Genomic DNA, 24604 nt, shown 5'->3' on the forward strand with positions numbered 1-24604 from the left:
CCTTATTCAATTTTTAGGTAAGAGATATGTCTTTTGCGACCAATGCTTGTATTGCAGGCATATATGAACATCCACTCCGCGTGGCACCAGACCATACAGTGGCACAGTTACATGCTGAGGTTGCACAAGGTGCCCTATTAGACGCAGGTCTTACGCTCAATGATGTGGATGCCTATTTTTGCGCTGGTGATGCCCCAGGTATGGGTACTGTTTCGATGGCTGACTACTTAGGTTTAAAAAAGTTAAGCTACTTAGATTCAACAGATACCGGCGGCTCTTCTTATCTCACCCATGTTAACCATGCTGCGCGTGCTATTGCTCAGGGGCAGTGTAAGGTAGCATTAATTACCTTAGCTGGCCGTCCTAAGTCTGAGGGATCTAGTGGGACACAGGTCAGAAGTCAATACGCCAATGCGCCAGATTTTGCATTTGAGAAACCGTATTCACCAGCACCATTAAATACTTATGCGATGTGCGCAATGCGACATATGTACGAGTTTGGTACTACTAGTGAACAGTTAGCATGGATTAAAGTCGCAGCCTCACATCATGCCCAGCATAATCCAAATGCCATGCTTAAGGATGTGCTCACAGTAGAGGATGTTTTAAATTCCCCGATGATTGCTGATCCATTACATCGAGCAGATTGCTGTGTGGTAACGGATAGTGGTGGAGCTCTTATTGTGGTGCATCCCGATATTGCTAAGACATTAAAGAAGCCAGTGATTACGATGATGGGCGCTGGCGAAACGACTAAAGGTCAAATGGGTGGTAAGGTTGACTTAACCTATTCAGGTCTAGCTTGGGTGGCACCCCGTATATTTGCAGAAGCTAAATTGACACCAGAACAAATTCGATACGCTTCAATTTACGATAGCTTCACCATTACGGTATTAATTCAGCTAGAAGATTTAGGGTTTTGCAAAAAAGGTGAGGGTGGCCGTTTTGTTGAAGGAGGTCAGTTAATTTCTGGCAAAGGAAGATTGGCCTTTAATACCGATGGCGGTGGTTTGTGCAACAACCATCCTGCAAATCGCGGTGGTATGACAAAGGTGATTGAAGCAGTAAGACAGTTACGGGGAGAGGCTCATCCAGCAGTGCAAGTTCCCAGCTTAGAGTTTGCCCTTGCTTCAGGAATTGGTGGAGCTTTAGGAACGCGTCACGGTGCAGCGGCACTAATTATGGGAAGATTGCAATGACTCAAGAGCATCGCCTACCAAGTCCAATTAGTAACCCAGAAAATAAACCTTTTTGGGATGCTGCTCAAGAAAATAGACTCATTCTGAAGTTATGTAATAGCTGTAAAGAGTCTCACTACTACCCGCGCTCTATTTGTCCTCATTGTGGAAGTAATGAGACGACTTGGGTTGAGTCTCAGGGTCTTGGAGAAATTTATTCCTATACCGTGATGAGGCGTGGGGTAGAAGTTCCCTTCGCCATGGCATATGTGAAATTAAATGAAGGCATTTCTTTACTGACGCATCTGACGAATTGTGATTTTGATACGATTCGCATTGGTCAAAAAGTTAGGGTGGTATTTCAGGAGACTCAAGATGGTCAAAAAACCCACCTGTTTGAACCAGTCTAGACAGTAAGCTTTCTAAACCAGTTTTTTGAGAGATTCTAGATAGCTTTCAGGATCAAGTGCTTTTCCTTCACGCTGTGCCTCCCACATGACTTGTCCAAGGCATTCCATGATGCGATGCTGAGCTTCATGTTCTGAACCTAATGTTTTAGTCAGTTTTTCTGCAATTTCACGAATACCAGTGGGTTGATCGATGGAGATCTGCTCACTAATAGAGAGATGCATCGAGAGGTGTAAGAATGGATTGGTTTCGCCACGCTCAGGAGTGTAATCTTGTCCTAGGGCGCCTTCGGGATCTGTCAGTAGCTGATGGTACTCAGGATGTAGTGCCATCCAATCACCCGCTAGACTTTCCATTGAGTCAAGGATGTGATTATCGGTCTTCTTTTTCCATGTGTTACAGAAAAAACGGCGCACCTCTTCACGGCTTGGATTAAATATCGCCACGAACTTTTCCTTTTCCAGTTTTTTGTTTAAAGCCACATAAAGGCTCAACAATACATTGTGCGCAATCTGGACTGCGCGCTTTGCATGTATACCTACCATGCAGTATTAGCCAATGATGGGCATCAAGTAAATATTCTTTTGGCACTCGTTTCAATAACTGTTGTTCTACTTGCACAACGTCTTTACCAGGGGCTAAGCCTGTGCGGTTGGATACTCGAAAAATATGGGTATCTACAGCAATAGTAGCTTGGCCAAAAGCAGTATTTAAAATCACATTTGCTGTCTTTCTGCCCACGCCTGGCAAAGCCTCAAGTTCTTCGCGTATTTGTGGAACTTCACCATCATGCTTTTCAATCAAGAGGCGGCATGTCTCTTGAATATGCTTTCCCTTAGAGTTAAATAAACCAATATGTTGAATATATGGGCGCACACCTTCTTCACCAAGATCTAGAAGTGCTTGTGGGGTATTGGCGATCTTAAAAAGTTTTCTAGTTCCTTTGTTAACGGAAATATCAGTTGCTTGTGCGGATAGTAGTACTGCAATCAATAGCTCAAATGGCGAGCTGTACTCCAGCTCAGTTTCTGGTTTGGGATTATTAGCTTTTAGTTGTTCAAAAAAAGCACGCCGCTTTTCTGGGTTCATCATTTTTTTGCTTGTGCCCTTGCAATAGCAGCGGCGATGATGGTGCGTTTTCGCTCTTGTTCTGCTTTTGCCTCATCGGATAGAGGTTGCTCAGCATTCACTGCAGCTAATTTTGCAGCAGCTTTCTTAGTTAGGCGCTCATCATTATCTTTTATCTCTCGATCTAATCGCTGTTCACGATTGTGATATCGATGACGCGAAACTTCTGCTAATTCAGGGGTCCAAGCATCCCAACCAGTTTTACTTTCTGTAACGTCGATCATGCTAATACAGTCAACTGGACATGGTGGAATACAAAGATCGCAACCCGTACACCATTCAGTTAAGACAATATGCATTTGTTTTGAGGCGCCTACGATTGCATCTACTGGGCAAGCCTGAATACATAAAGTACAACCAATACATTTTTTTGAGTCAATCAGAGCAACAGGTCTAGGGCGCTCTTTGCCGCAATCAGGATCAATGGTTGGGTGTAATTCAAAGGCATCTTGAGGATATATCGGAGTCAGAATTTTACTCAAGCGAGTAATACCCACTACCCCACCAGGTGGACAGCGGTTTGGGAGTACCGTTCCTGTTGACATTGCCTCAGCATAAGCACGGCAATCTGGGTAGCCACATTTAGTGCACTGCGTTTGAGGAAGTGCATCTTCCAAGCGATCGGTCAGGTCGTTCGCTTGATTCATGTGAGTTGGTTAAAAGTTCCTCTACAAATTAGAGGCTCATAAGAGCCTCTAATTTATGCAGCTTTATTACGTGTGGAGGATTTTTTACTGGACTGATGAGAGCGAATAAAAGCCGAGATTTTTGGATAAACCTTTTCGCGCCAGCGACGTCCAGCAAATATGCCATAGTGGCCGGCACCAGTAACTTCATAATGAGCTTTATCATCTTTTGCAATACCGGTACAAAGTGCATGTGCTGCACGCGTCTGACCACTACCAGAGATATCATCAAGCTCACCTTCTATAGTTAGCAGAGCAGTTTTTTTAATATCTTGTGGTTTAACTAATTCCCCAGCTACTTTCCAGGTGCCATTAGGTAGAGCATAGTCTTGGAATACGGTCTTAATAGTATCCAAATAGAACCCAGCATCTAGATCCAGTACGGCGTTGTACTCATCATAGAAGCGGATATGAGCTTCGGCATCTTGTTCATCGCCTCGTACGAGATTTTGAAAATAATCCCAGTGAGATTGCACATGGTTTTGTGGATTCATGGCAAGAAAGCCAGTGTGCTGTAAAAAGCCTGGGTAGACTCGGCGACCAGCTCCAGGATAGTTTGGAGGCACGTTATAAATGACGTGACTTTCAAACCACCTATAAGATTTTTGATCTGCCAAGTCATTAACTGCAGTTGGCGACTTGCGTGCATCAATTGGTCCACCCATCATAATCATGGATGCAGGAATGGCTTCACCAGCTGAAGCCATTAAAGAAATCGCCCCCAAAGTAGGAACAGTAGGTTGGCATACAGAAATGACATGTAGATCTTTTGCACCAATAGTGCGGATGAATTCTTGGATGTAATGCACATAGTCATCTAGGCTAAATTCACCATCTTCCACTGGAACGATACGGGCATCAATCCAGTCGGTAATGTAAACCTTGTGATCTTGTAATAGAGTGCGAACCGTATCACGTAATAAAGTCGCATGATGGCCAGACATTGGAGCGACTACCAGCACTACCGGATCATCCTTTAATTTTTTAATGACTTCAACATCATCAGAGTAGCGCTTGAAACGAACCAGATTGCAAAATGGTTTTGCTAAGGTGGTGATCTCATGAATCGCGACTTCGCGACCATGAGCAGGAACCGCACGGATTCCAAATTCAGGCTTCTTGTAATCTTTACCTAGGCGATAAAGTAATTCATAGCTTGCTGCTAAACGCTCAGAACCAGGAACCTTTGAGGCAGGATTTGATGCATTAATAAATGCTTCAGAGGCAGCTCGCGCCCATGAACTCACGGGTTGAAGTAAAGCTTTTTGAAATTCGTGTAACTGATATAGCATGCTGCCTCCGGTAATTCAGTATATCCGCTTATTACGCTAAGACGCGGGCGATTGCTTTGGCTACTTTATCAACATTTTTTGTATTAAGCGCTGCAACACAAATGCGTCCAGTGGAAAGGGCGTAAATACCATCTTCTTTCTGTAAGCGTTCTACTTGCTCAGCTGTTAACCCTGAGTATGAAAACATGCCACGCTGCTGTTCAATAAAAGCAAAATCTTGTTTCACTCCTGCAGCAGCTAATTTTTCAACTAGACCATGACGCATTGCCTTAATGCGATCACGCATCTGCGAGAGCTCATCTTCCCAGAGGGTACGTAGTTCTGGTGTATTTAAAACTGCAGCCACAATTGCTCCACCATGGGTTGGTGGATTGGAATAATTTGTACGAATGATGCGTTTTAATTGAGACATGACACGAGTAGATTCATCTTTATTTTGTGTCACGATCGACAAAGCGCCTACTCGCTCACCATATAGCGAAAATGATTTAGAGAATGAGCTAGAAACAAAGAAAGACATGCCTGATTCTGCAAAAAGACGCACAGCGATACCATCCTGCTCAATTCCTACTGCAAAACCTTGGTAGGCCATATCCAAGAAGGGAATTAAGCTCTTAGTTTTGCAAATATCAATCACCTGATGCCATTGTGACTCGGTAATATCCGCACCAGTCGGGTTGTGGCAGCAAGCATGCAACAAGACTGTAGTGTTCTTTGGGAAAGACTCTAAGGATTTCACCATGCCAGCAAAATCAACACCTCGGGTTTTACCATCAAAATAGCTGTACTCAATGACTTCAAAACCAGCAGACTCAAAAATGCCTCGGTGATTTTCCCAAGTTGGATTGCTGATGGCGCAAGGCGCATTGAGATGAAGGCGTTTAATAAAGTCAGCGCCTACCCGCAAAGCCCCTGTACCGCCAAGGCACTCGGCAGTGACTACGCGACCATCTTTAATGAGGGCTGAGCCAGCGCCAAACAATAGATTTTGGACTGCACTGTTATAGGGGTTTGGACCTTCAATGGGAATGTAGCTTCGGGGCGAATGTTTTGCAACATGAGCTTCCTCCGCCTGAATGACTGCCTTCAAAAGCGGGACCTTGCCTTCATCGGTGTAATACACGCCGACGCCTAAGTTCACTTTATCAGGGCGCTGGTCGGCAACATAGGCTTCTGTGAGGCCAAAAATAGGATCTTTAGGGGCTAATTGAACAGAGGAAAACAGGGTCATTTGTAGGAAGGTAGGAGGTTATAGAAGTAGTAATTGACGTTAATTTCAGCTTAATTCAGATTAGTTATCTAGTTTTGAAGCAAGAATGAACTATTTTCAAATAAAAACGGCAAAATCATTGTTTGTACAAAATTCGCTGTGAAGAAAACTCACAGATGAAATGATATCCGAGATGCCTCCTAAGTTGCCCAAAACTGCTCCAAATTCCGAAGTCGAGCTTGCTAAAAAACCCCCAGAGGCTGACCCTCTAGGGGAGGCTGGCCATGACTTAGATCCAGCTAAATTTGTGACTTTCCCGGGCTCGCCTTATCAGCTTTATCAGCCATTCTCCCCAGCAGGCGATCAGCCACAGGCCATTGAGGCACTGGTTGAGGGGATTGACGATGGTTTAACCTTTCAGACACTTCTAGGTGTGACTGGGTCAGGCAAAACCTTCACTATGGCTAATGTGATTGCCAGAACGGGCCGACCAGCCATCATTTTTGCCCCGAACAAGACCTTGGCGGCGCAGTTATATAGCGAATTTAGGGAGTTTTTTCCCAAAAATGCAGTGGAATATTTCGTGAGCTATTACGACTATTACCAACCAGAAGCTTATGTTCCGCAGCGTGACTTATTTATAGAAAAAGATTCTTCTATTAATGAGCACATTGAACAGATGCGTTTATCAGCAACGAAGAGTTTGCTGGAGCGTCGCGATGTCATCATCGTAGCAACTGTATCGGCAATCTATGGCATTGGTAATCCCGGCGACTATCACAGCATGGTGATGACATTGCGACCAGGTGACAAGATGAGTCAGCGCGACATCTTGATGCGACTCATCGCCATGCAATATGACCGCAACGAAACTGATTTCAAGCGTGGGGTATTTCGAGTACGCGGCGACACTATCGATATTTTCCCAGCTGAGCACAATGAGTTGGCCGTACGGGTTGAATTATTTGATGATGTGGTTGAGAGCCTGCAATTTTTTGATCCACTGACAGGAAAAATTCGACAAAAGATTCCTCGCTTTACCGTCTATCCTAGTTCGCACTATGTCACTCCACGAGAAACGGTGCTCAAGGCAATTGAAACAATCAAAGAGGAGTTGCGTACTCGCCTAGATGAGTTTGTTAAAGATGGCAAACTCGTAGAAGCTCAGCGTCTCGAACAGCGTACCCGTTTTGATTTAGAGATGCTCAACGAATTAGGTTTCTGTAAGGGGATTGAAAACTACTCACGACACCTGTCTGGCGCTGCGCCAGGCGAGGCCCCGCCGACCTTAGTGGACTACCTTCCAAATGATGCGTTGATGTTCTTAGATGAGAGTCATGTCTTAATTGGCCAGCTCAATGCAATGTATAACGGCGATAAATCTCGTAAACATACCTTAGTAGAGTTTGGATTCCGTTTGCCTTCAGCAATGGATAACCGGCCACTCAAATTTACCGAATTTGAAACCAAGATGCGCCAAACCATTTTTGTTTCTGCGACACCTGCCGATTATGAGAGTACTCATCAAGGACAAGTAGTGGAGCAGGTAGCTAGGCCAACGGGTTTAGTCGATCCCGATATTGAAGTATTACCAGCAAGTACACAAGTCGATGATTTGTTAAGCCAGATTCATGAGCGAGTTAAGGTAGGCGAGCGTGTATTAGTGACCGTCTTAACGAAGAGAATGGCCGAACAGCTAACGGATTATCTTTTCGATAATGGAGCAAAGGTTCGTTATGTGCATTCTGATATTGATACAGTAGAGCGAGTAGAAATTTTACGTGACCTACGTTTAGGAGTCTTCGACGTATTGGTGGGCATTAACTTGCTGCGTGAAGGCTTAGACATTCCCGAAGTTTCTCTAGTGGCCATTTTGGACGCTGATAAAGAAGGCTTTTTGAGATCTGAACGAAGCCTGATTCAGACAATTGGGCGTGCTGCCCGAAATGTACGCGGTAAGGCAATTCTCTATGCAGACAAGATTACAGACTCTATGCGCAGGGCAATGGGAGAGACCGAGAGGCGGAGAACGAAGCAAATTGCCTTTAATAAACTGCATGGAATTGAGCCAAAAGGGGTGCAAAAGCGGATCAAGGACATTATTGATGGGGTCTATGACGTCAAAGAGAAGCGCCACGAGATGCAGGTGGAGCAGGAACGGGCACGGTATGAGGATATGGGTGAAAAGGATCTAGCAACTGAAATTAAGCGACTTGAGAAGCAAATGAATGCAGAAGCCAAGAATTTAGAGTTTGAAAAGGCTGCAAGTACTCGGGACCGGCTTACTAAGGTCAAAGAAATGGCCTTTGGGGCTAGGTCAAGAGACTTCCTCGGGTAACTTAGGATTCCCCTTCAAACCTTAGGTTAATTCCCGAGCAGATTAGTAGGGTATATGGTAAAGTTGAGTGGAATGGTCGGGTATTATCTGCTCGACTGTGAGCTGTCCATAACAATCCATTACCAAGGTGACATATGAGACTTACAACTAAAGGCCGTTTTGCAGTAACCGCAATGATCGATTTAGCCCTGCGTGAAACGCATGGTCCTGTCACTTTGGCTGGTATCAGCCAGAGGCAGAAGATATCCCTATCCTATCTCGAGCAATTATTTGGAAAGCTACGCCGTTTCAATATCGTAGAAAGTACCCGTGGACCTGGCGGTGGCTATACCCTTGCCCGTCAATCTACTGAAATTAGTGTTGCTGACATTATTGTGGCGGTTGATGAGCCATTGGATGCTACGCAATGTGGCGGTAAGGCAAATTGTCACAACGATGAGGAAAATCACGGCCGTTGTATGACGCATGATCTATGGAGCAATCTCAATTCCAAGATGGTGGAGTATTTAAGCTCTGTTACCTTACGCGATCTCGTTCTTCAACAAGAAGGTCGTGGAATAGTAATACAAGATATGCGGCAAAAGAAAATGAAAGTTGAATCTGCCAAGGCTACAAAAACAGGCCCAGCAGTTACAGCTAAGAAAGAAGTTGCACCCAAAGCCCCTTTAATCAATTCTGTATTTAATTTGGCGCGCCACAGTTAACAGAAGTAATTTATTTATAAGAAAATCATGAACGCACCACAAGATCTTCCAAAGCAACCGATTCCAATGTTTAGTCCTAAGCACTTTCCGGTGTACATGGACTATTCATCTACAACACCGATTGATCCTCGCGTGGTCGATAAAATGCTGCCTTACTTGCGTGAGCAATTTGGTAACGCCGCATCCCGTAGTCATGCCTATGGCTGGGCTGCTGAAGAGGCGGTTGAGTGGGCGCGTTCAGAGGTAGCACAGTTAGTTCACGCTGACCCTAGAGAGATCGTATTTACGAGTGGCGCAACTGAAAGCATTAACTTAGCACTCAAGGGTGCGGCGCATTTTTATAAAGAGCGTGGCAATCATATTATTACTGTGAAGACCGAACACAAGGCAACCTTAGACACTTGCCGTGATCTAGAGCGTGAAGGTTTTGAAGTGACTTATTTGGATGTGCTACCGAATGGTTTGATTGACTTTGCACAGCTTGAAGCTGCAATGAAGCCTGGCACAATTTTGACCTCAATAATGTATGTCAATAATGAAATTGGCGTTGAGCAAGACATTGCCCGTATTGGTGAATTATGTCGTTCACGTGGTGTGATTCTTCATGTAGATGCCGCGCAAGCAACCGGTAAAGTAGAGATCGATTTAGAGAAGATCAAAGTTGACCTGATGAGTTTTTCTGCTCATAAGACTTATGGTCCCAAAGGCATTGGTGCATTATTTGTGCGTCGTAAGCCCCGTATTCGGATTGAGGCTCAGATTCATGGTGGTGGTCATGAGCGCGGTATGCGCTCTGGAACTCTTGCAGTTCATCAAATTGTTGGCATGGGTGAGGCATTTCGTATCGCTCGTATTGAGATGATTGAGGGAAATAAGCGCATTCGTGGCTTACGCGATCGTTTATTGAATGGCTTAAAGGATATCGAAGAGGTCTATGTCAACGGTGACATGGATCACCGTGTTCCTCATAACCTCAATATCAGCTTTAACTATGTTGAAGGTGAATCGATGTTAATGGCCTTGAAAGAATTAGCCATTTCCTCTGGATCCGCTTGCACATCAGCATCCCTTGAACCATCTTATGTATTGCGTGCTCTAGGTCGTAATGATGAATTGGCGCATAGCTCGATTCGTTTTACTCTTGGTCGTTTTACGACTGAAGAAGAGGTGGATTTCACGATCAAACTTGTTAAAGAAAAGATTGCGAAGTTACGAGAGTTGTCCCCGCTTTGGGAGATGTATAAAGATGGAATCGATTTGAGTACGATTCAATGGGCAGCGCACTAAATAATAAATAAAGAAATAACGAGGGAATACCATGGCTTATAGCGAAAAAGTGATAGATCATTACGAAAATCCAAGAAACGTAGGCTCATTTGAGAAGGGCGACGACAGTGTAGGTACTGGCATGGTTGGCGCCCCTGCATGTGGCGACGTGATGAAATTGCAAATCCGCGTAAATGATCAAGGCGTAATTGAAGATGCCAAGTTCAAGACTTATGGTTGTGGCTCAGCGATTGCCTCTTCCTCATTGGTTACTGAATGGGTAAAGGGTAAAACTTTGGATCAAGCTTTAGAGATTAAGAACTCTCTGATTGCTGAAGAGTTAGCTTTGCCACCTGTAAAGATTCACTGCTCTATCTTGGCTGAAGATGCCATTAAAGCTGCAGTTGCAAATTACAAAGAAAAACATCCAGCGAAATAAGTAGAGTAAAACTATGGCAATTACCTTAACTGATAAAGCAGCTGCACACGTTAACCGCAATTTAGAAAAGCGCGGCAAGGGGTGTGGTTTGCGTTTAGGGGTTCGCACTACAGGTTGCTCTGGTTTAGCTTATCAATTGGAGTATGTGGACGAGCCAGCGGCTGAAGATAAAGTATTTGAGTCCAATGGGGTGAAATTATTTATTGATCCAAAGAGCTTGGCTTATTTGGATGGCACAGAGGTAGACTTTGCACGTGAGGGTTTGAATGAGGGGTTTAAGTTTCAAAATCCAAACGTAAAAGATGAGTGTGGTTGTGGCGAATCCTTCCGCGTCTGACGATTACTTTCGTTTTTTTGGCCTAAATCAGCAATTCAAGATCGACTTGCCCCGTTTGGATCAAGCTTATTTAGCAATCCAAAAAGAAGTACATCCTGATCGCCATGCTCGTGGAAGTGACTCTGAGCAACGCCTAGCAATGCAAATGGCTACTCTGGCCAACACTGCTTATCAAATACTTAAAAATCCTGTGCAGCGTGGCCTTTATATCTGCCAGCTTCACGGAGTAGACGCAAAATTAGAAACAAACACGGCTATGCCTGCTGCATTTTTAATGAAGCAAATGGAGTGGCGAGAAAATTTAGATGACCAGGTTGATCATTTAGAGGCGCTAGAAGCTTTGATGGAGGAAGTTGAATCTTCAAAGCAAACCACTTTATTGGAAATTACTCAGGCAATTGATCATGCTAAAAACTATCCATGCGCTGCTGAATTACTTCGTGGCCTGCTTTTCATAGACAAGTTTGCTATTGAACTTGATGATGCCATTTCGGCATTAGTCTAGCTTTAAACTGAATCTCTTATGGCCTTATTGCAAATCTCAGAACCCGGTAAATCATTAGCGCCCCATCAACGGCGTATCGCATTAGGTATAGACTTAGGAACTACTAATTCGCTCGTTGCTATCGTGCGCGATGCTCTGCCTAGGGTGCTGCCAGATGCTCAGGGTAGAGAGCTGCTCCCATCAGTCGTGCGCTATCTACCTAATGGCAGAACTCAAGCTGGTTTTGAAGCGCTCGAGAGTATTGTGATTGATCCTAAAAATACCATTGTTTCTGTGAAGCGTTTTATGGGCCGCGGATTGATTGATGTAGAACATCTTGAGAATGCTCCCTATGATTTTGTTGATCAACCAGGAATACTCAAGCTGAGAACAGTCGCAGGAGATAAGAGCCCGATTGAAGTATCTGCTGAAATTCTGGCGCGTTTGCGTCAACTAGCAGAAGACTCTGTAAATGATGACATTGTTGGAGCGGTAATTACTGTGCCCGCCTATTTTGATGATGCGCAGCGTCAAGCAACCAAAGATGCAGCGAAGTTAGCTGGTATAGAAGTGCTCCGTTTGCTCAATGAACCGACTGCAGCTGCAATTGCCTATGGTTTAGATAACGCTTCCGAAGGTATTTATGCTGTCTATGATTTAGGCGGAGGCACCTTCGATATTTCTATATTACGCATGAGTAGGGGCGTATTTGAAGTTTTGTCTACCGGCGGAGATTCTGCCTTAGGGGGCGATGATTTTGATCATCGGCTCTATTGCTGGGTGATAGAGCAAGCTAAGCTACCGCCATTATCCATTCATGATCACCGTACTTTATTGCAAGGATGTCAACATGCAAAAGAGTTACTCAGCCACAATCCTTTGGCGCATGTACATGAGACTTTGTCTGACGGCACTGAAGTGAATGTTGGTATTAGTCAAGCTCAGTTTTTTGAGCTAACCCAAAATTTAGTAACTAAGACTTTGGTGGCCTGTAAAAAAGCATTACGTGATGCTGGCCTCACATCAGAGGATATTAAGGGTGTTGTGATGGTGGGTGGCTCAACTCGTATGCCAAATGTACAGCGTGCAGTGGGTGAATTATTTGGTACTCAACCTTTAAATAATTTAAATCCTGATCAGGTTGTCGCACTTGGTGCGGCGATGCAAGCAGACTTGCTAGCAGGCAATCAAAGTAAAGATGATGAGTGGTTATTGTTAGATGTCATTCCACTTTCTCTGGGTATTGAAACCATGGGCGGCTTGGTTGAGAAAATTATCCCTAGAAATACCCCCATCCCTGTTGCAAGGGCGCAAGACTTTACAACTTTCAAAGATGGTCAGACTGCGCTAGCAGTTCAGGTAGTGCAGGGTGAGCGGGAGCTGGCTCAAGATTGCCGCTCCTTGGGCAAGTTTGAATTGCGCGGGATTCCTGCAATGGCTGCCGGTGCAGCACGCATTCGAGTGACCTTTCAGGTAGATGCTGATGGCCTACTTTCTGTGAGTGCAGTGGAGCAGGTCTCTGGCGTACAAGCATCGATAGATATCAAACCATCATACGGCTTGACTGATGCAGAAATTACTAGGATGCTGCAAGACGGCTTCTCTTCAGCAAAAGAAGACCTCTTGTCTCGTTCTTTGCGTGAAGAGCAGGTGAATGCTCAGAGATTATTGGATGCTGTTCAAACAGCACTCGATAGTGATAGGAATTTACTTTCAAAGGAAGAGCAATCTTCAATTGATCGAGAAATGATTGTTTTACAAAAGATTTTAAATGAAGAAACTGATAGTGCTGTATTGCGCAAGGCTGTTGATCATGCTGCTAAGGCCACAGATGATTTTGCGCAAATGCGTATGAATGCCAGTATTCAAAAGGCATTATCTGGCAAGAATGTTGCTGAAATCTAATAATAAAAAACGAATAAAGAATCAGAAAAGACCATGACTCAAATTGTTGTTTTACCTCATAGTGAATATTGTCCTGAGGGCGCTGTTGTTGAGGTTGCGCCTGGCACGTCGATTTGTGAGGCTTTATTAGAAAATGATATTCCAATTGAGCATGCCTGCGATATGGTGTGTGCTTGTACCACTTGCCACGTCATCATTAAGGAGGGTCTTCAAAGCTTAAATCCCCCAGATGAAAATGAAGAGGATATGCTAGACCGTGCCTGGGGTCTTAATTCTCAATCCCGCTTATCTTGTCAGGCGATCGTTGCCCGTGAAGATCTGGTTATTGAGATACCAAGGTACTCTATTAATCATGCTAAAGAAAATCACTAGCCAAAAGCCTTTAATGTTTTGGCGCTATAGTAGTCGATTCTCGAATAACTAAATTGACGTTGGCTTTGATCTTCTTGGGCAAGTTATCTACCCCATTAATTTGTGAAACTAAGTGATTGGCTGCCTGAGCCCACATGCCAATAGCATCTATATGAATCGTTGTAAGACTTGGTAGAAGATGTCTTGATATCTCTAGATCGTCAAATCCAACAATCGAAAGCTCCTTTGGAACTTTAATGCCTTGTCTTTGAGCTTCTAAGAGTGCCCCCATGGCTAGAACGTCATTGCCACAAATAATGGCTGTAATTTTTGGATTATTGAGGAGTAACTTTTTTAATCCTAGTCTTGCCTCTTGTAACTCATAGGGACATTCAACAATTACTTCCGGTTTTAGTCGTATCTTTTTCTCTGCTAGTAATTCTAGGGCGCCATTAACACGGTCTGTTGCTCGATCGTTATTCTCAGTGATGCCCGTTAGAATTCCGTATTGTTTATGGCCTTGCTCTAATAAATGTCGTACGCCAAGTTTGATAGCCTCGCGATTATCAAAGCCTGATGCATAGCCCTGAAGGGGGGCAGTCAACGATCCGACATGAATGTAAGGAATCCCGCGGGTCTTTAAGAGCTTTAATGCCTCTCTTTGCTGGCTAGTTCCAAATAGTGCAATACCCTCAACCCCTCTGACTAATAAGTTAGTAATTTGGGTAGCTTCAATACTGGGATCATAGTTACTACTCGCGACTAGTAGTTGATGTCCAGATTGATTCAGCTGTCTTTGAAATTCAGCAAGACCTTGGGCAAAAATGGCGTTATCTAGAGTTGGGACAATAACGCCGATGGTTCCTGAGCGTTTGAGCATTAAAGAGCGTGCACCAGCATTTGGAATATAACCAAGCTTCTTGATCACGCCATTGATCTTCTCCTTAAGAACAGTACTGACTGTTTCAGGTCGATTTAGAGCTCGTGACACGGTTGCCGTAGAGACTTTTGCTGCAGATGCAACATGATCAATAGTGATTGATCCAGTGTGTTTTTTCATCAGGGCCTAAGGGAAAGTCCTAGTCTAATTTAATGGGTTGAAGTAATTTTGGTGTCAAATTATGGTTAGAATGAAAGCGCTTACATTTTTATTCATTCTATAAGGGATTTGAAATTTTTAGCAAGCTTTTATCCTTCTTTTTGTATTGTGCGATATTGCTTCTAGCTTGGTTTGGGCTAACTGAATGGTCGGGCACGATCTCGAGCGCAAGATTTCCTTCGCCTACTGAAACCTGGAACTCTTTCAAGATTATTGCGTTGCAGGGGTATGGCAACGGTAAGTTGTATCAGCATATCTTACAAAGTCTTGTATTAGTTACTTCAGGATTTTTAGTGTCCTCCTCCTTAGGTATTTTGCTGGGTATTTTGATGGGGGCAAACAAAAAAATCGAGGCCTTTGTCAATCCCATCTTTTTAACCTTAAGGCCCATACCACCATTAGCTTGGATACCATTAGCCATCGTTTGGCTAGGATTAGGAAATTCTGCAAAGGTGATGGTGATTTATGTTGCTGCCTTTGTACCTGCAGTAATTAATAGCTATACAGGAGTTAGGTCAATTGAAGTTCCGCAACGTGAAGCTGCAGCAATGCTGGGGATTAGTCGCTTTGCTTATTATCGCGAAGTACTGATACCGGGAGCTTTGCCACTGATCTTTACTGGCTTACGGCTCTCGCTCCAAGCTTCTTGGACGACACTAGTTGCAGCTGAGTTGGTTGGGGCCATCTTAGGTTTAGGATCGATCCTCAATCAAGCTGCGCAAGACATTAATCCCGCCATGATTTTGGTAGGCATGATTAGTGTTGCTCTTTCTGGTTGGCTGATGACGCAATTATTAGCCAAAGCTGAGCAGTACGCAATGCCTTGGAGAGTATGATGGCTCATCGTGAACGCTTAAACCAAGGGGAGTTTTTATTCTGGACTGGCCTGGGTATGGCAAGTTTTATTGGGTTTTGGTATTTATCAGTTTTTTTGGGAATAGTGCCTAGACAGTTTTTGCCTGCTCCACATGAAGTTCTCCTGAGATTCATTCGTTTGATCAATGAGCCTTTTTCTGGGTATACCTTGTTAGTGCATATTGCTTCAAGCTTTCAACGTTTTTTATCAGGATTTCTTTTGGCGGTTGTTATTGGCATTCCCTTAGGCTTGTTAATGGCCTTATCTAAGTATGCCAATCAGATCATCACCCCATTTTTTGAAAGTATTCGCTTTGTTGCGCCAATTGCTTGGGTGCCATTTGCCGCTCTCTGGTTTGGAACCGGAATCGGCGGTCCCGTACTGGTGATCTTTATGGGAGCATTTCCCCCAGTATTAATTAATACCTATCGTGGTGGGATTCACGTTGATAAAAAATATCTTGAGGCTGCCAGAATGCTTGGCGCCGGCAAATTACGCTTGATGACTGAGGTCTTATTTCCGGCTGCAATTCCATCCATCATTGCAGGATTGAGAATTTCTGCGGGACTTGGTTGGCAATCGTTGGTGGGCGCTGAATTGATTGTGGCCTCTAGCGGTGTGGGCTACATGATGGTTAAGGGGCAAGCAAGTATTCAGACTGATATTGTGATGAGCGGCATGATTGCAATTGGTCTTATTGGGCTATTAATCGATGTACTTTTAAGGCAGGCTGAAAAGTTTGCTGTTCACTATAAAGAAATTTGATTTATGGCAGATATTGTTTTCGATTCGGTACAGCGTAGCTTTAAGCAAGGCGGTAAAGAATTTTTAGCTGTGGGCGGCATCGACTTAACCGTAAAGGATAGGGAGTTTATTGCGATTGTCGGTCCATCTGGTTGCGGTAAGACAACTTGTTTACGCATGGTGGCTGGACTGGAGATGCCTAGTAAAGGACATGTATTAGTCGGCGGGAAAGAGGTTCAAGGACCTGGGCCAGATCGAGCAGTGGTATTTCAGCAATTTGCATTATTTCCATGGAAAACAGTTCAGGAGAATATTGAGTTTGGCCTCAAATCAATGAGTATGAGCACCGCTGAAAAACGAGATAAGACTGCCCGCCTAGTTTCACTGATGGGATTAGAGGGTTATGAACAGGCTTACCCCCACCAGCTATCAGGCGGCATGCAGCAACGTGTCGCAATTGCTCGTGCCTATGTCTTGGAGCCAGAAGTACTTTTGATGGATGAGCCATTCGGTGCTTTGGATGCACAAACAAGAGTAGTTATGCAAGAAGAGCTCGTAAGACTTGCTCGTAAGAATCCTAAAACAGTTTTATTTATTACCCACGCGGTTGAAGAGGCGGTATACCTCGCGGATAGAGTGGTAGTGATGTCAAGAAGACCTGGCTTGATTCGAGATGTGATTGATATAAAGCCGGTTCGTGAAAAAGAAGGTTGGGATACACATTCTCGTATTGAGGATGTAATGGATTTGAGTTCATTTGTACAGTTACGTAGTCAGATTTGGAGATTGTTACGGGAGCAAAACCTGGGTGTTGATCATTGATTTACTTTTGTAATATATAAGGGAGATAAAAATGCAATTGAAAAAAACATTAGCCAGTATTTTAGGTGCAACAGTTCTTACAGCAGTCAGTATCGGAAATGTGCAGGCGCAAGCTAAACCTGCACTTACTGAGATAAAGGTGAGTTATCAGCCTGCGCTATATTGGGCGCTACCATTTTATGTAGCCACGGAAAAAAATTGGTGGAGCGAGCTGGGTCTCAAGCCTGAATTCAGCACCTTTCCTGCTGGTGTTCCGCAGATAGCAGCTTCTGCTTCTAAATCTTGGGATGTTGGTGGCACCGGATCTGTTCCAGCGGTACTCGGATATGTGCGTTTTGGTATCAAAACTATCGGCTTAACAAATGATGAGTCTGCAGGAAATGCCTTGTTAGCTTCTCCAAAGGCTGCTGCGGCATTCGCTGCCAATCCAGAATCAATAAAAGGACAAACAATCGTTCTTACTGGTAATTCCACCGGTGATTACGCTGTGCAATCTTGCCTGAAGAAATACGGCTTGAGCAAAGCTGATGTCACCATCAAAAATATGGGTCAGGGCGAAATTATTTCAGCAATGTCCTCTGGTAATGCTGACTTTGGGGGCTTATGGGCACCTAATATTTACACTTTAGAAGAAAAAGCTGGCGCTAAGGTGATTTGTAGCGGTAAAGAGGGTGGCGCATTTGTTCCTGGAGCTTTAATTGTTCGGGGTGATTATGCAAAAGAAAATCCACAAAATGTGGCTAAATTCCTAGCTATTTATTTACGTACCTGGAAATGGATGAATGCTAATAAGCCAGAAGCTATCGCCATGATGAAAAAGTTTTATGAGCAAGGTGGTGTGACAATTTCTGAAGCATCCATGAAGAAAGAGTTTGATACACGTCCAACCTATGACTTAGCGAGTGAATTAAGGATTATGGATAACTCAAAAGGTCCATCACAGGTAGACGGCTGGTTTAATGCGATTGGCGCATTTATGCAGTCTACTGGCGCCATTCAAACAGTTCCACCAGCAAAGGAATATATTACGGATGAGTTCATGAAGATGGTGAATGCTGATAAGACACTACGTGAGTTTGCAAACAACACTAAGTAATTGATTGATGAATCCAAAAAAATGGGGGGAGCTTCATTTTTTTGGAGATGAGCTGTAAGCGCTTACACAACAAAGGTTAGAAATATGTCTACAAATTACTTAAAAAAAGCTGCAAAAACACCTGAAACAGAAACTTCAACTGCTCAGGAGGTAGTAACAGAGATGCTCTCAAATATTGAGAAGCATGGCGAGTCTGCCGTTAAAGAATATGCATTGAAGTTGGATAAATGGTCTGGCGATATCGTAATGTCTGACCAGGCAATCAATGCCGTACTAGCAGATGTTCCAAGCTCTGTAAAAAAGGATATCGATTTTGCAGTCAAGCAGGTTTATGACTTTGCAATCGCTCAGAAAAATAGTATTGTTGATTTTTCAACTGCCTTGCATGCTGGTGTTACAGCCGGTCAAAAGGTATTACCAGTCAATGTGGTTGGTTGCTATGCGCCCGCAGGTCGTTATGCACATATCGCTACTGCCTATATGACAGTAGCAACAGCCAAAGCGGCTGGTGTTAAAAATATTATTGCCTGCTCTAGTCCGTTTCGGGGTAGCGGTATTCATCCTTATGTCCTCTATGCTTTTAAGGCGGCGGGTGCTGATGTCATTATGACTCTGGGTGGGGTGCAAGCGATTGCATCATTAGCATATGGATTATTTACTGGTAAACCGGCTGATGTCGTAGTAGGTCCGGGTAATAAATTTGTGGCTGAAGCTAAGCGTTCATTATTTGGTAAGGTGGGTATTGACGTTTTTGCGGGCCCAACAGAAATTGCAGTCATCGCTGATGAAACTGCTGATCCTAAAATTGTCGCTAGTGATCTTGTTGGTCAAGCTGAGCACGGGCATGAGTCGCCCGCCTGGTTATTTACGACCTCAGATAAGTTGGCAAAAGAAGTCATGGAATTGGTGCCGCAGATGATTGACTTATTGCCGCCAACAGCCAAGGATGCTGCAGCCTGTGCTTGGCGAGATTATGGTGAGGTTATTGTATGCAGTACTCGTGAAGAGGTGGCTCAGGTATCTGATAAATATGCTGCTGAACATCTTGAAGTACATGCAAAAGATTTAGATTGGTGGTTAAGCGCTCTCACATGCTATGGATCCTTGTTTTTAGGAGAGGAAGCCACCGTTGCATTTGGTGATAAAACGAGTGGCCCTAATCATGTGTTACCCACTAAAGGTGCTGCAAGGTATTCAGGAGGACTATCTGTTCACAAGTTCATGAAAACACTGACTTGGCAGAAGATGACTCGCGAGGGTAGCAAGGAAATGGCTTTAGTCACCGCCAGAATTAGTCGCCTAGAGGGTATGGAAGCACACGCGCGAACGGCAGATGATCGTTTGGAGAAGTATTTTCCTAGCGAAAAATTTGATCTTGGAGCTCCGGTAGAGGTATGAGTCTCATGATTAATCAACTATTTGGCTTACAGGGGAAAACCGCTCTCATCACTGGTGGTAGTAGTGGAATAGGGGAGGGTATCGCTATAGCTCTTGGATTAGCTGGTGCTGAAATTGTAATTGCTGCTCGCAGAGAGTTGCCATTAGCCGAGGCAGTTGCCCGTTTGACTAAGCAAGGCATCAAGGCTTCCTCCTTTGTTGCCGACTTAAGTGTTCTAGAGCAATCAGCAGAGTTATCTACTCAAGTGTTAAGTAAAGTAGGAAAAGTAGATATCTTGGTCAATGCTGCTGGAATTAATTTACGAGAGCCATTTGAAGCAATTACCCCTCAGAGCTGGCAAGAGCAATTGAATGTGCAATTAGCGGCACCATTTTTTATGACGCAAGCACTGGCTCCACAGATGAAAAAGCATCATTGGGGAAGAGTGATTAATATTGCTTCACTCCAAAGTTATCGTGCTTTTGCCAATAGTGCACCCTATGGTGCTGCTAAAGGTGGAGTCTTGCAGTTAACGCGTGCAATCGCACAAGAATGGTCCAAGTTTGGCATTACCTGCAATGCGATTGGGCCTGGGTATTTTCCAACTGCGCTTACCGCACCAGTATTTAATAACCCTGCTCTTGTAAAAATGCATGCAGATAGAACTGCGATTGGACGCAATGGAGAGATAAAAGACCTTAATGGACTTGCTATATTTTTAGCTAGCGATGCCTCTGCTTATATTACTGGTCAAGCCATCATGATTGATGGCGGTTACACAGCTTCTTAAGGAAAGTAATCATGAAAGCCTTAGTCTATACACAGCCAAATGAGATGCAAGTTTTAGATCGCCCTTATCCTTCTTTGGATCCAGACGAAGTTGTTCTAAAGATTGAATCAGTCGGTATTTGCGGAAGTGATATGCATGCGTTTCATGGTCATGATCCCCGAAGAAAACCAGGCTTAGTTTTAGGGCATGAGTTTGCGGGTACTATTGCAGAATCTAGTTCTTCTCTATTTACTCAAGGCCAACGAGTTACTGGCAATCCTCTAATTACTTGTGGACATTGTGAGTATTGTTTGCAAGGAAGAAATAATTTGTGTGCCAATCGCACTATGGTAGGAATGACACGACCTGGGGCTTTTGCTGAATTTATGAGTATTCCAGCGAGCTCGCTGATTGCAATACCAGAAGGGTTAAGTCTAGATGCAGCAGCATTGACTGAGCCTGCTGCAACAGCTGTTCATGCTATCAATCTATCAATGCGCGCATTACATAGACCAATTCAGGAGTGTCGTGTTTTGGTATTGGGTGGTGGCGCTATTGGAATGCTCTCCGCACTTCTTTTAAAGCATTACGGCGTAGATGATGTGCTAGTAGCCGAAGTTAATCCCTTGCGCAGACTAGCAATAGAGAAGCATGCAGCTTGTAAAACAATTAATCCAGTTGAAGAAAAAGTAGCTGAGAATTCATATGAATTTGTGATGGATTGTGTCGGTGCTGTAGTTACCCGTAATACAGCTTTGGCCGCTGTTAAGCCGGGTGGGGTCATGATGCATGTGGGCCTACAAGACTGGGCTAGTGAGATTGATATGAGAAAACTCACGCTTGCTGAGATTACCCTCTTAGGTACCTATACCTACTCTACGATCGATTTACAGGCTACCGTGAATCTACTTGCTCGTAATGCCTTTGGCGATTTGGCATGGGTAGAGAAGAGGTCTCTTGAGGAGGGTGCTAAGGCTTTTGACGACCTGCACTACGGTAGAACCGCCTCTGCAAAAGTTTTACTTAAACCATTCTTTTAATATTAGGTGCCGTAAGTCCTTCAATCATGACATTAAGACATGAAGGTAATTTGCTTTCTATGGCGCGCTTTACTGCTGGTAGCATGTTTTCAGAATTAGTGACAAGTTCACCGTGACCGCCAAATGCTTGACAAACTTTTTCATAGCTTGAGGGTAATAGTTCGCAACCAATCGCTCGGTCTTTACCGTAGTCTTTAATTTGAATTTGATATTCCGCATTCCAGCAAGCATCATTTCCCACGACAAGGATGCAATCTAAGCCATAGCGAACTGCTGTGTCGATTTCAGCACTATGAAATCCAAAGGTCCCATCACCCATTATGGCAATGATAGGGACATCCTTTTTTGCAACCCTAGCGGCTATGGCAAAAGGGAGACCAGCGCCTATAGATCCGGCAACCCCATTTAGAATTCGGTTCGGGGCATTTAAGCACGCTTGAGCCCATTGTCCAATTTCTCCGCCATCGCTCACAAGGACGGAATCGGGATGACTATCTAGTATTTCTTGTAGTGGTAGTAATGCTTTAGCTGGATGCAGTCTTCCCTCATAAGGAGGTAATTCCCTCCATGAGCTTGGGCGATATGCCACTGCTGCGCTAACTTCTTTTAACCAAGTATCTGCACTCGAGTGTTTTGCAGGATTTGCAGAAAGCATAGCATTAATAGCGCTTGGGGTATCGGATACACATGCCATTTGTAAGCGATTACCGAGCATTTTTTTTGCCCTTTCAATTTCAGTCTCTTCGGGGTCTATTTGTAGAAACTTGCATTCTTGTTTAATGCCAGGGGCGTTGCCAAACTTCAAAGTAAAGTCTAGTTTTTTCCCAAGCAAGAGAATGCAGTCGGACTCAGCTAAAACTTCCGAAAATGCGCCAAGACTTGGGTCACCAATACCTCTTGGACTTTCCATGCCGATCACTGGAATGCCTAAAGATTCTTCAAGTAAGGCTAATTGCTTCTTACCAGTCTTGGAGAGCATCATCGGACCCACAATGATGAGTGGTTTTTTAGTAGAGGCCAATGCCGATAGGATCGCTGTAATCTCGGAAGGTTTCGCTGCTTTACTATGCACCATAAAGTCTTCATTCGTTGGCATTGGCATATTTAGAGGTGAAATTGACTCTAGAACATCAGATGGCAAACTAAGATGTGTAGGTCCAGGTCTTCCTGATTTTGCTATTCGTATTGCCTTTGCCAAATCAAAGCCTAGATCCTCTATTTTTTGACAAGTCCAAGATGCTTTTGTTAAAGGAGCTGCAATAGTCGCTTGCGCCATTTCTTGAAATGCACCTTTACCAAGCTGATTCAGTGGGGCATGGCCTGAGATCAAAACAACTGGGGATTCAGCCATAGAAGTGGTGTACAGCGCCGAGATTGCATTTGCATGACCCGGGCCGCCTGTGACTAAAGCAATTCCAACCTTCCCAGTCAATCTTGCCCATGCATCCGCCATGTGGACAGCAGCTGCCTCATGACGAGTATGAATGAGTTCAATATTAGAATCAAATATGGCGTTATAAATCGGCATGATGTGATTGCCAGATAGTGTAAAAACTTTTTCTACACCTGCTTGCTCCAGAGCACTCACAACCATTTCAGCACCGTTTTTGATTTTTTTTATCATATAAAAGCTTCGTCCTTGGACTTTAAAATAATGTTATTTGCTATCAATAGAGAATACGTTATTTTTTTACTTATTGAGTCAAAGCAAATTGTTTTTGACTAAAAGTTTTAATAAATACGATGTGGTTCACCTTGCGCTATAAATGTACTCAGGAGAGAGGCCTGCTTGAACTGAAATTAGTAATAACCCTTAATCAGCTGACTAACCCGGACAGAGGAGAGATTTAAAGCGTTAACAAATGGATATTAGTATTTTAATGGCTTGAGAAGCTGGTTTTTTTAGGGTAGAGTCATTTTATGTTTACCTTGTTTGAAGACCAAGATAAGGGTGAATAGAGAAATCAATATGAACTCAATCAGCCCCTTTACTCCAGTAAGTGACATTCCTTTTTCTGTTGAAGGATCCTGCGCATGGATCGGCAGTCAAATTCAAGACGATCCTAGGTGGATAGTGCGCTGGAACTCAGAGCAAATAACAGAACTTGAAGCGGCGGCTGATCATTTTCTAAGTTTAGGAATTCCGCTTGAAAATATTACACCCGAGCTATTTCCTCTCACACAGCTACCTTCTTTTATTGATCAAACTTTGAATGAACTCCTCTTCGGGCGGGGTTTTGTAATGCTCCGTGGACTTCCCATTGAAAACTGGCCAATAGAAAAGATTGCAGCTATTTATATGGGGCTTGGGCGTCATATGGGTTCGCTACGGAGTAGTAATGGAAAAGGTCATTTACTTGGACATGTGCGTGATCAAGGTGCGAAAGTAGAAGCTGGAGCACGTTTTTATCAAACTAACAAGAAGCTTGATTACCATACCGATTCGGCAGATATTGTTGGTCTACTTTGTTTGAAGAAGGCCAAAGAGGGCGGCGAATCTTTTATTGCCAGCTCTATGATGCTTTATAACAAAATGATAGAACGTCGCCCCGACTTGATTTCTGCGATGTTTACACCATATCCAACGGACCGCCGAGGAGAAGTTCCAGAAGGGCTCGATCCTTGGTTTGAGATCCCCATCTTTAATTGGTATCAAGGATACCTATCCTGCGTATATTTACGTCGCTATATAGAAGACGCACAAGAGCGCTTTCCACATGCTCCTAGACTAAGTCAACAGCAAATTGAAGTGATGGATGAAATCGATGCTATTTTGCAAGAGCCAGGCTTTGCCCTTCAGATGGCTTTTGAGCCGGGTGATATTCAGTTACTGCATAACCACCAAATTCTGCACTCTAGGAATGATTTTGAAAATTGGCCCGATCCTAAGCAACAACGTCATTTGCTTCGACTCTGGGTTGCACCTCAGTCAGCAAGACCACTACCCAATTATTTTGCGTCTCGTTGGGGCGGTGTAATTCCGGGAGATCGAGGGGGCATCATCGTGCCAGGCACAAAATATTTAGTTGAATTAAATGTTTAGTCATCAAAATATTTTTTTAAAAATGCTTTAG

25 protein-coding genes are annotated in these 24604 nt (G+C 43.9%); 18 read left to right on the forward strand and 7 right to left on the reverse strand.

Annotation, left to right across the window (positions count from 1 at the left end; genetic code table 11):
- Nucleotides 1–26 precede the first annotated feature (26 nt).
- Both ABWP14_RS01035 and ABWP14_RS01040 read left to right on the forward strand, forming a co-directional pair.
- Entirely contained in the window at nucleotides 27–1199 is a 1173-nt protein-coding gene (locus tag ABWP14_RS01035; protein ID WP_353201115.1) for a thiolase family protein, read from the forward strand.
- The gene (locus ABWP14_RS01040) at nucleotides 1196–1588 is read left to right on the forward strand and encodes a Zn-ribbon domain-containing OB-fold protein (protein ID WP_353201116.1); all 393 of its coding nucleotides are present in this window, start codon (nucleotides 1196–1198) and stop codon (nucleotides 1586–1588) included. Before ABWP14_RS01035 ends, ABWP14_RS01040 begins: the two co-directional genes overlap by 4 nt.
- A gap of 12 nt (nucleotides 1589–1600) precedes the next feature.
- Here the strand turns inward: ABWP14_RS01040 and ABWP14_RS01045 are convergent, their stop codons facing one another.
- From ABWP14_RS01045 to ABWP14_RS01065, 5 genes are read right to left on the reverse strand one after another with little or no spacing between them, the layout of a single operon-like run.
- Nucleotides 1601–2026: a DUF1841 family protein gene (locus ABWP14_RS01045; protein WP_353201435.1), complete on the reverse strand. Its 426-nt coding sequence runs from the start codon at nucleotides 2024–2026 to the stop codon at nucleotides 1601–1603.
- Nucleotides 2019–2675 (reverse strand): endonuclease III, encoded by a 657-nt coding sequence (nth, locus tag ABWP14_RS01050; RefSeq protein ID WP_353201436.1) that lies wholly within the window; start codon nucleotides 2673–2675, stop codon nucleotides 2019–2021. The genes ABWP14_RS01045 and nth overlap by 8 nt, the downstream gene beginning before the upstream one ends.
- Nucleotides 2675–3361 (reverse strand): electron transport complex subunit RsxB, encoded by a 687-nt coding sequence (gene rsxB, locus ABWP14_RS01055; RefSeq protein ID WP_353201117.1) that lies wholly within the window; start codon nucleotides 3359–3361, stop codon nucleotides 2675–2677. The genes nth and rsxB overlap by 1 nt, the downstream gene beginning before the upstream one ends.
- 53 nt (nucleotides 3362–3414) lie before the next feature.
- On the reverse strand, nucleotides 3415–4692 hold the full coding sequence (locus ABWP14_RS01060; RefSeq protein WP_353201118.1) for a polyhydroxyalkanoate depolymerase: 1278 nt from the start codon (nucleotides 4690–4692) through the stop codon (nucleotides 3415–3417).
- A 31-nt stretch (nucleotides 4693–4723) separates the two neighbouring features.
- Entirely contained in the window at nucleotides 4724–5923 is a 1200-nt protein-coding gene (locus tag ABWP14_RS01065) for an amino acid aminotransferase (RefSeq protein ID WP_353201119.1), read from the reverse strand.
- Between the two features lie 160 nt (nucleotides 5924–6083).
- Here ABWP14_RS01065 and uvrB point away from each other — a divergent pair, with 160 nt between their 5' ends.
- From uvrB to fdx, 8 genes are all read left to right on the forward strand, one after another.
- Nucleotides 6084–8240, forward strand: coding sequence for an excinuclease ABC subunit UvrB (gene uvrB, locus ABWP14_RS01070; protein WP_353201120.1), 2157 nt, complete (start codon nucleotides 6084–6086; stop codon nucleotides 8238–8240).
- Nucleotides 8241–8374: 134 nt separating this feature from the next.
- Complete coding sequence (locus ABWP14_RS01075) at nucleotides 8375–8944, forward strand: Fe-S cluster assembly transcription factor (protein WP_353201121.1); 570 nt, start codon at nucleotides 8375–8377, stop codon at nucleotides 8942–8944.
- A 27-nt stretch (nucleotides 8945–8971) separates the two neighbouring features.
- The gene (locus ABWP14_RS01080; RefSeq protein ID WP_502930123.1) at nucleotides 8972–10231 is read left to right on the forward strand and encodes an IscS subfamily cysteine desulfurase; all 1260 of its coding nucleotides are present in this window, start codon (nucleotides 8972–8974) and stop codon (nucleotides 10229–10231) included.
- Between the two features lie 31 nt (nucleotides 10232–10262).
- A complete protein-coding gene (gene iscU / locus ABWP14_RS01085; protein ID WP_353201122.1) occupies nucleotides 10263–10649 on the forward strand; it encodes a Fe-S cluster assembly scaffold IscU in 387 nt (128 codons plus the stop codon).
- A 13-nt stretch (nucleotides 10650–10662) separates the two neighbouring features.
- Nucleotides 10663–10986 carry an iron-sulfur cluster assembly protein IscA gene (gene iscA / locus ABWP14_RS01090; RefSeq protein WP_353201123.1) on the forward strand — a complete coding sequence of 108 codons (324 nt, stop codon included), beginning with the start codon at nucleotides 10663–10665 and terminating at the stop codon, nucleotides 10984–10986.
- Nucleotides 10964–11491 carry a Fe-S protein assembly co-chaperone HscB gene (hscB, locus tag ABWP14_RS01095; RefSeq protein WP_353201124.1) on the forward strand — a complete coding sequence of 176 codons (528 nt, stop codon included), beginning with the start codon at nucleotides 10964–10966 and terminating at the stop codon, nucleotides 11489–11491. The genes iscA and hscB overlap by 23 nt, the downstream gene beginning before the upstream one ends.
- A gap of 18 nt (nucleotides 11492–11509) precedes the next feature.
- A complete protein-coding gene (hscA, locus tag ABWP14_RS01100) occupies nucleotides 11510–13375 on the forward strand; it encodes a Fe-S protein assembly chaperone HscA (protein WP_353201125.1) in 1866 nt (621 codons plus the stop codon).
- A gap of 33 nt (nucleotides 13376–13408) precedes the next feature.
- Nucleotides 13409–13747 carry an ISC system 2Fe-2S type ferredoxin gene (fdx, locus tag ABWP14_RS01105; protein WP_353201126.1) on the forward strand — a complete coding sequence of 113 codons (339 nt, stop codon included), beginning with the start codon at nucleotides 13409–13411 and terminating at the stop codon, nucleotides 13745–13747.
- Between the two features lie 10 nt (nucleotides 13748–13757).
- Here fdx and ABWP14_RS01110 read toward each other — a convergent pair whose 3' ends face one another.
- Entirely contained in the window at nucleotides 13758–14786 is a 1029-nt protein-coding gene (locus ABWP14_RS01110; protein WP_353201127.1) for a LacI family DNA-binding transcriptional regulator, read from the reverse strand.
- Nucleotides 14787–14941: 155 nt separating this feature from the next.
- Between ABWP14_RS01110 and ABWP14_RS01115 the strand changes: the two genes are divergently transcribed.
- From ABWP14_RS01115 to ABWP14_RS01145, 7 genes are all read left to right on the forward strand, one after another.
- Complete coding sequence (locus tag ABWP14_RS01115; RefSeq protein ID WP_353201128.1) at nucleotides 14942–15661, forward strand: ABC transporter permease; 720 nt, start codon at nucleotides 14942–14944, stop codon at nucleotides 15659–15661.
- Nucleotides 15661–16446, forward strand: coding sequence for an ABC transporter permease (locus ABWP14_RS01120; protein ID WP_353201129.1), 786 nt, complete (start codon nucleotides 15661–15663; stop codon nucleotides 16444–16446). The genes ABWP14_RS01115 and ABWP14_RS01120 overlap by 1 nt, the downstream gene beginning before the upstream one ends.
- Before the next feature lie 3 nt (nucleotides 16447–16449).
- Complete coding sequence (locus tag ABWP14_RS01125) at nucleotides 16450–17247, forward strand: ABC transporter ATP-binding protein (protein ID WP_353201130.1); 798 nt, start codon at nucleotides 16450–16452, stop codon at nucleotides 17245–17247.
- Between the two features lie 31 nt (nucleotides 17248–17278).
- Complete coding sequence (locus tag ABWP14_RS01130) at nucleotides 17279–18343, forward strand: ABC transporter substrate-binding protein (protein ID WP_353201131.1); 1065 nt, start codon at nucleotides 17279–17281, stop codon at nucleotides 18341–18343.
- Nucleotides 18344–18427: 84 nt separating this feature from the next.
- Nucleotides 18428–19741 carry a sulfopropanediol 3-dehydrogenase gene (hpsN, locus tag ABWP14_RS01135; protein ID WP_353201132.1) on the forward strand — a complete coding sequence of 438 codons (1314 nt, stop codon included), beginning with the start codon at nucleotides 18428–18430 and terminating at the stop codon, nucleotides 19739–19741.
- A gap of 5 nt (nucleotides 19742–19746) precedes the next feature.
- The gene (locus tag ABWP14_RS01140) at nucleotides 19747–20511 is read left to right on the forward strand and encodes an SDR family oxidoreductase (RefSeq protein ID WP_353201133.1); all 765 of its coding nucleotides are present in this window, start codon (nucleotides 19747–19749) and stop codon (nucleotides 20509–20511) included.
- An 11-nt stretch (nucleotides 20512–20522) separates the two neighbouring features.
- Nucleotides 20523–21530, forward strand: a complete 1008-nt coding sequence (locus ABWP14_RS01145; protein WP_353201134.1) for a galactitol-1-phosphate 5-dehydrogenase — start codon at nucleotides 20523–20525, stop codon at nucleotides 21528–21530.
- Here the strand turns inward: ABWP14_RS01145 and ABWP14_RS01150 are convergent.
- Nucleotides 21514–23154 (reverse strand): thiamine pyrophosphate-binding protein, encoded by a 1641-nt coding sequence (locus tag ABWP14_RS01150; RefSeq protein WP_353201135.1) that lies wholly within the window; start codon nucleotides 23152–23154, stop codon nucleotides 21514–21516. The two genes, ABWP14_RS01145 and ABWP14_RS01150, sit on opposite strands and share 17 nt — an antisense overlap.
- A 345-nt stretch (nucleotides 23155–23499) precedes the next feature.
- Between ABWP14_RS01150 and ABWP14_RS01155 the strand changes: the two genes are divergently transcribed.
- Nucleotides 23500–24573: a TauD/TfdA family dioxygenase gene (locus ABWP14_RS01155; RefSeq protein WP_353201136.1), complete on the forward strand. Its 1074-nt coding sequence runs from the start codon at nucleotides 23500–23502 to the stop codon at nucleotides 24571–24573.
- The last annotated feature ends 31 nt before the right edge of the window (nucleotides 24574–24604 follow it).

Origin of the sequence: Polynucleobacter sp., from assembly GCF_040400325.1 — a bacterium.
GTDB lineage: Bacteria > Pseudomonadota > Gammaproteobacteria > Burkholderiales > Burkholderiaceae > Polynucleobacter.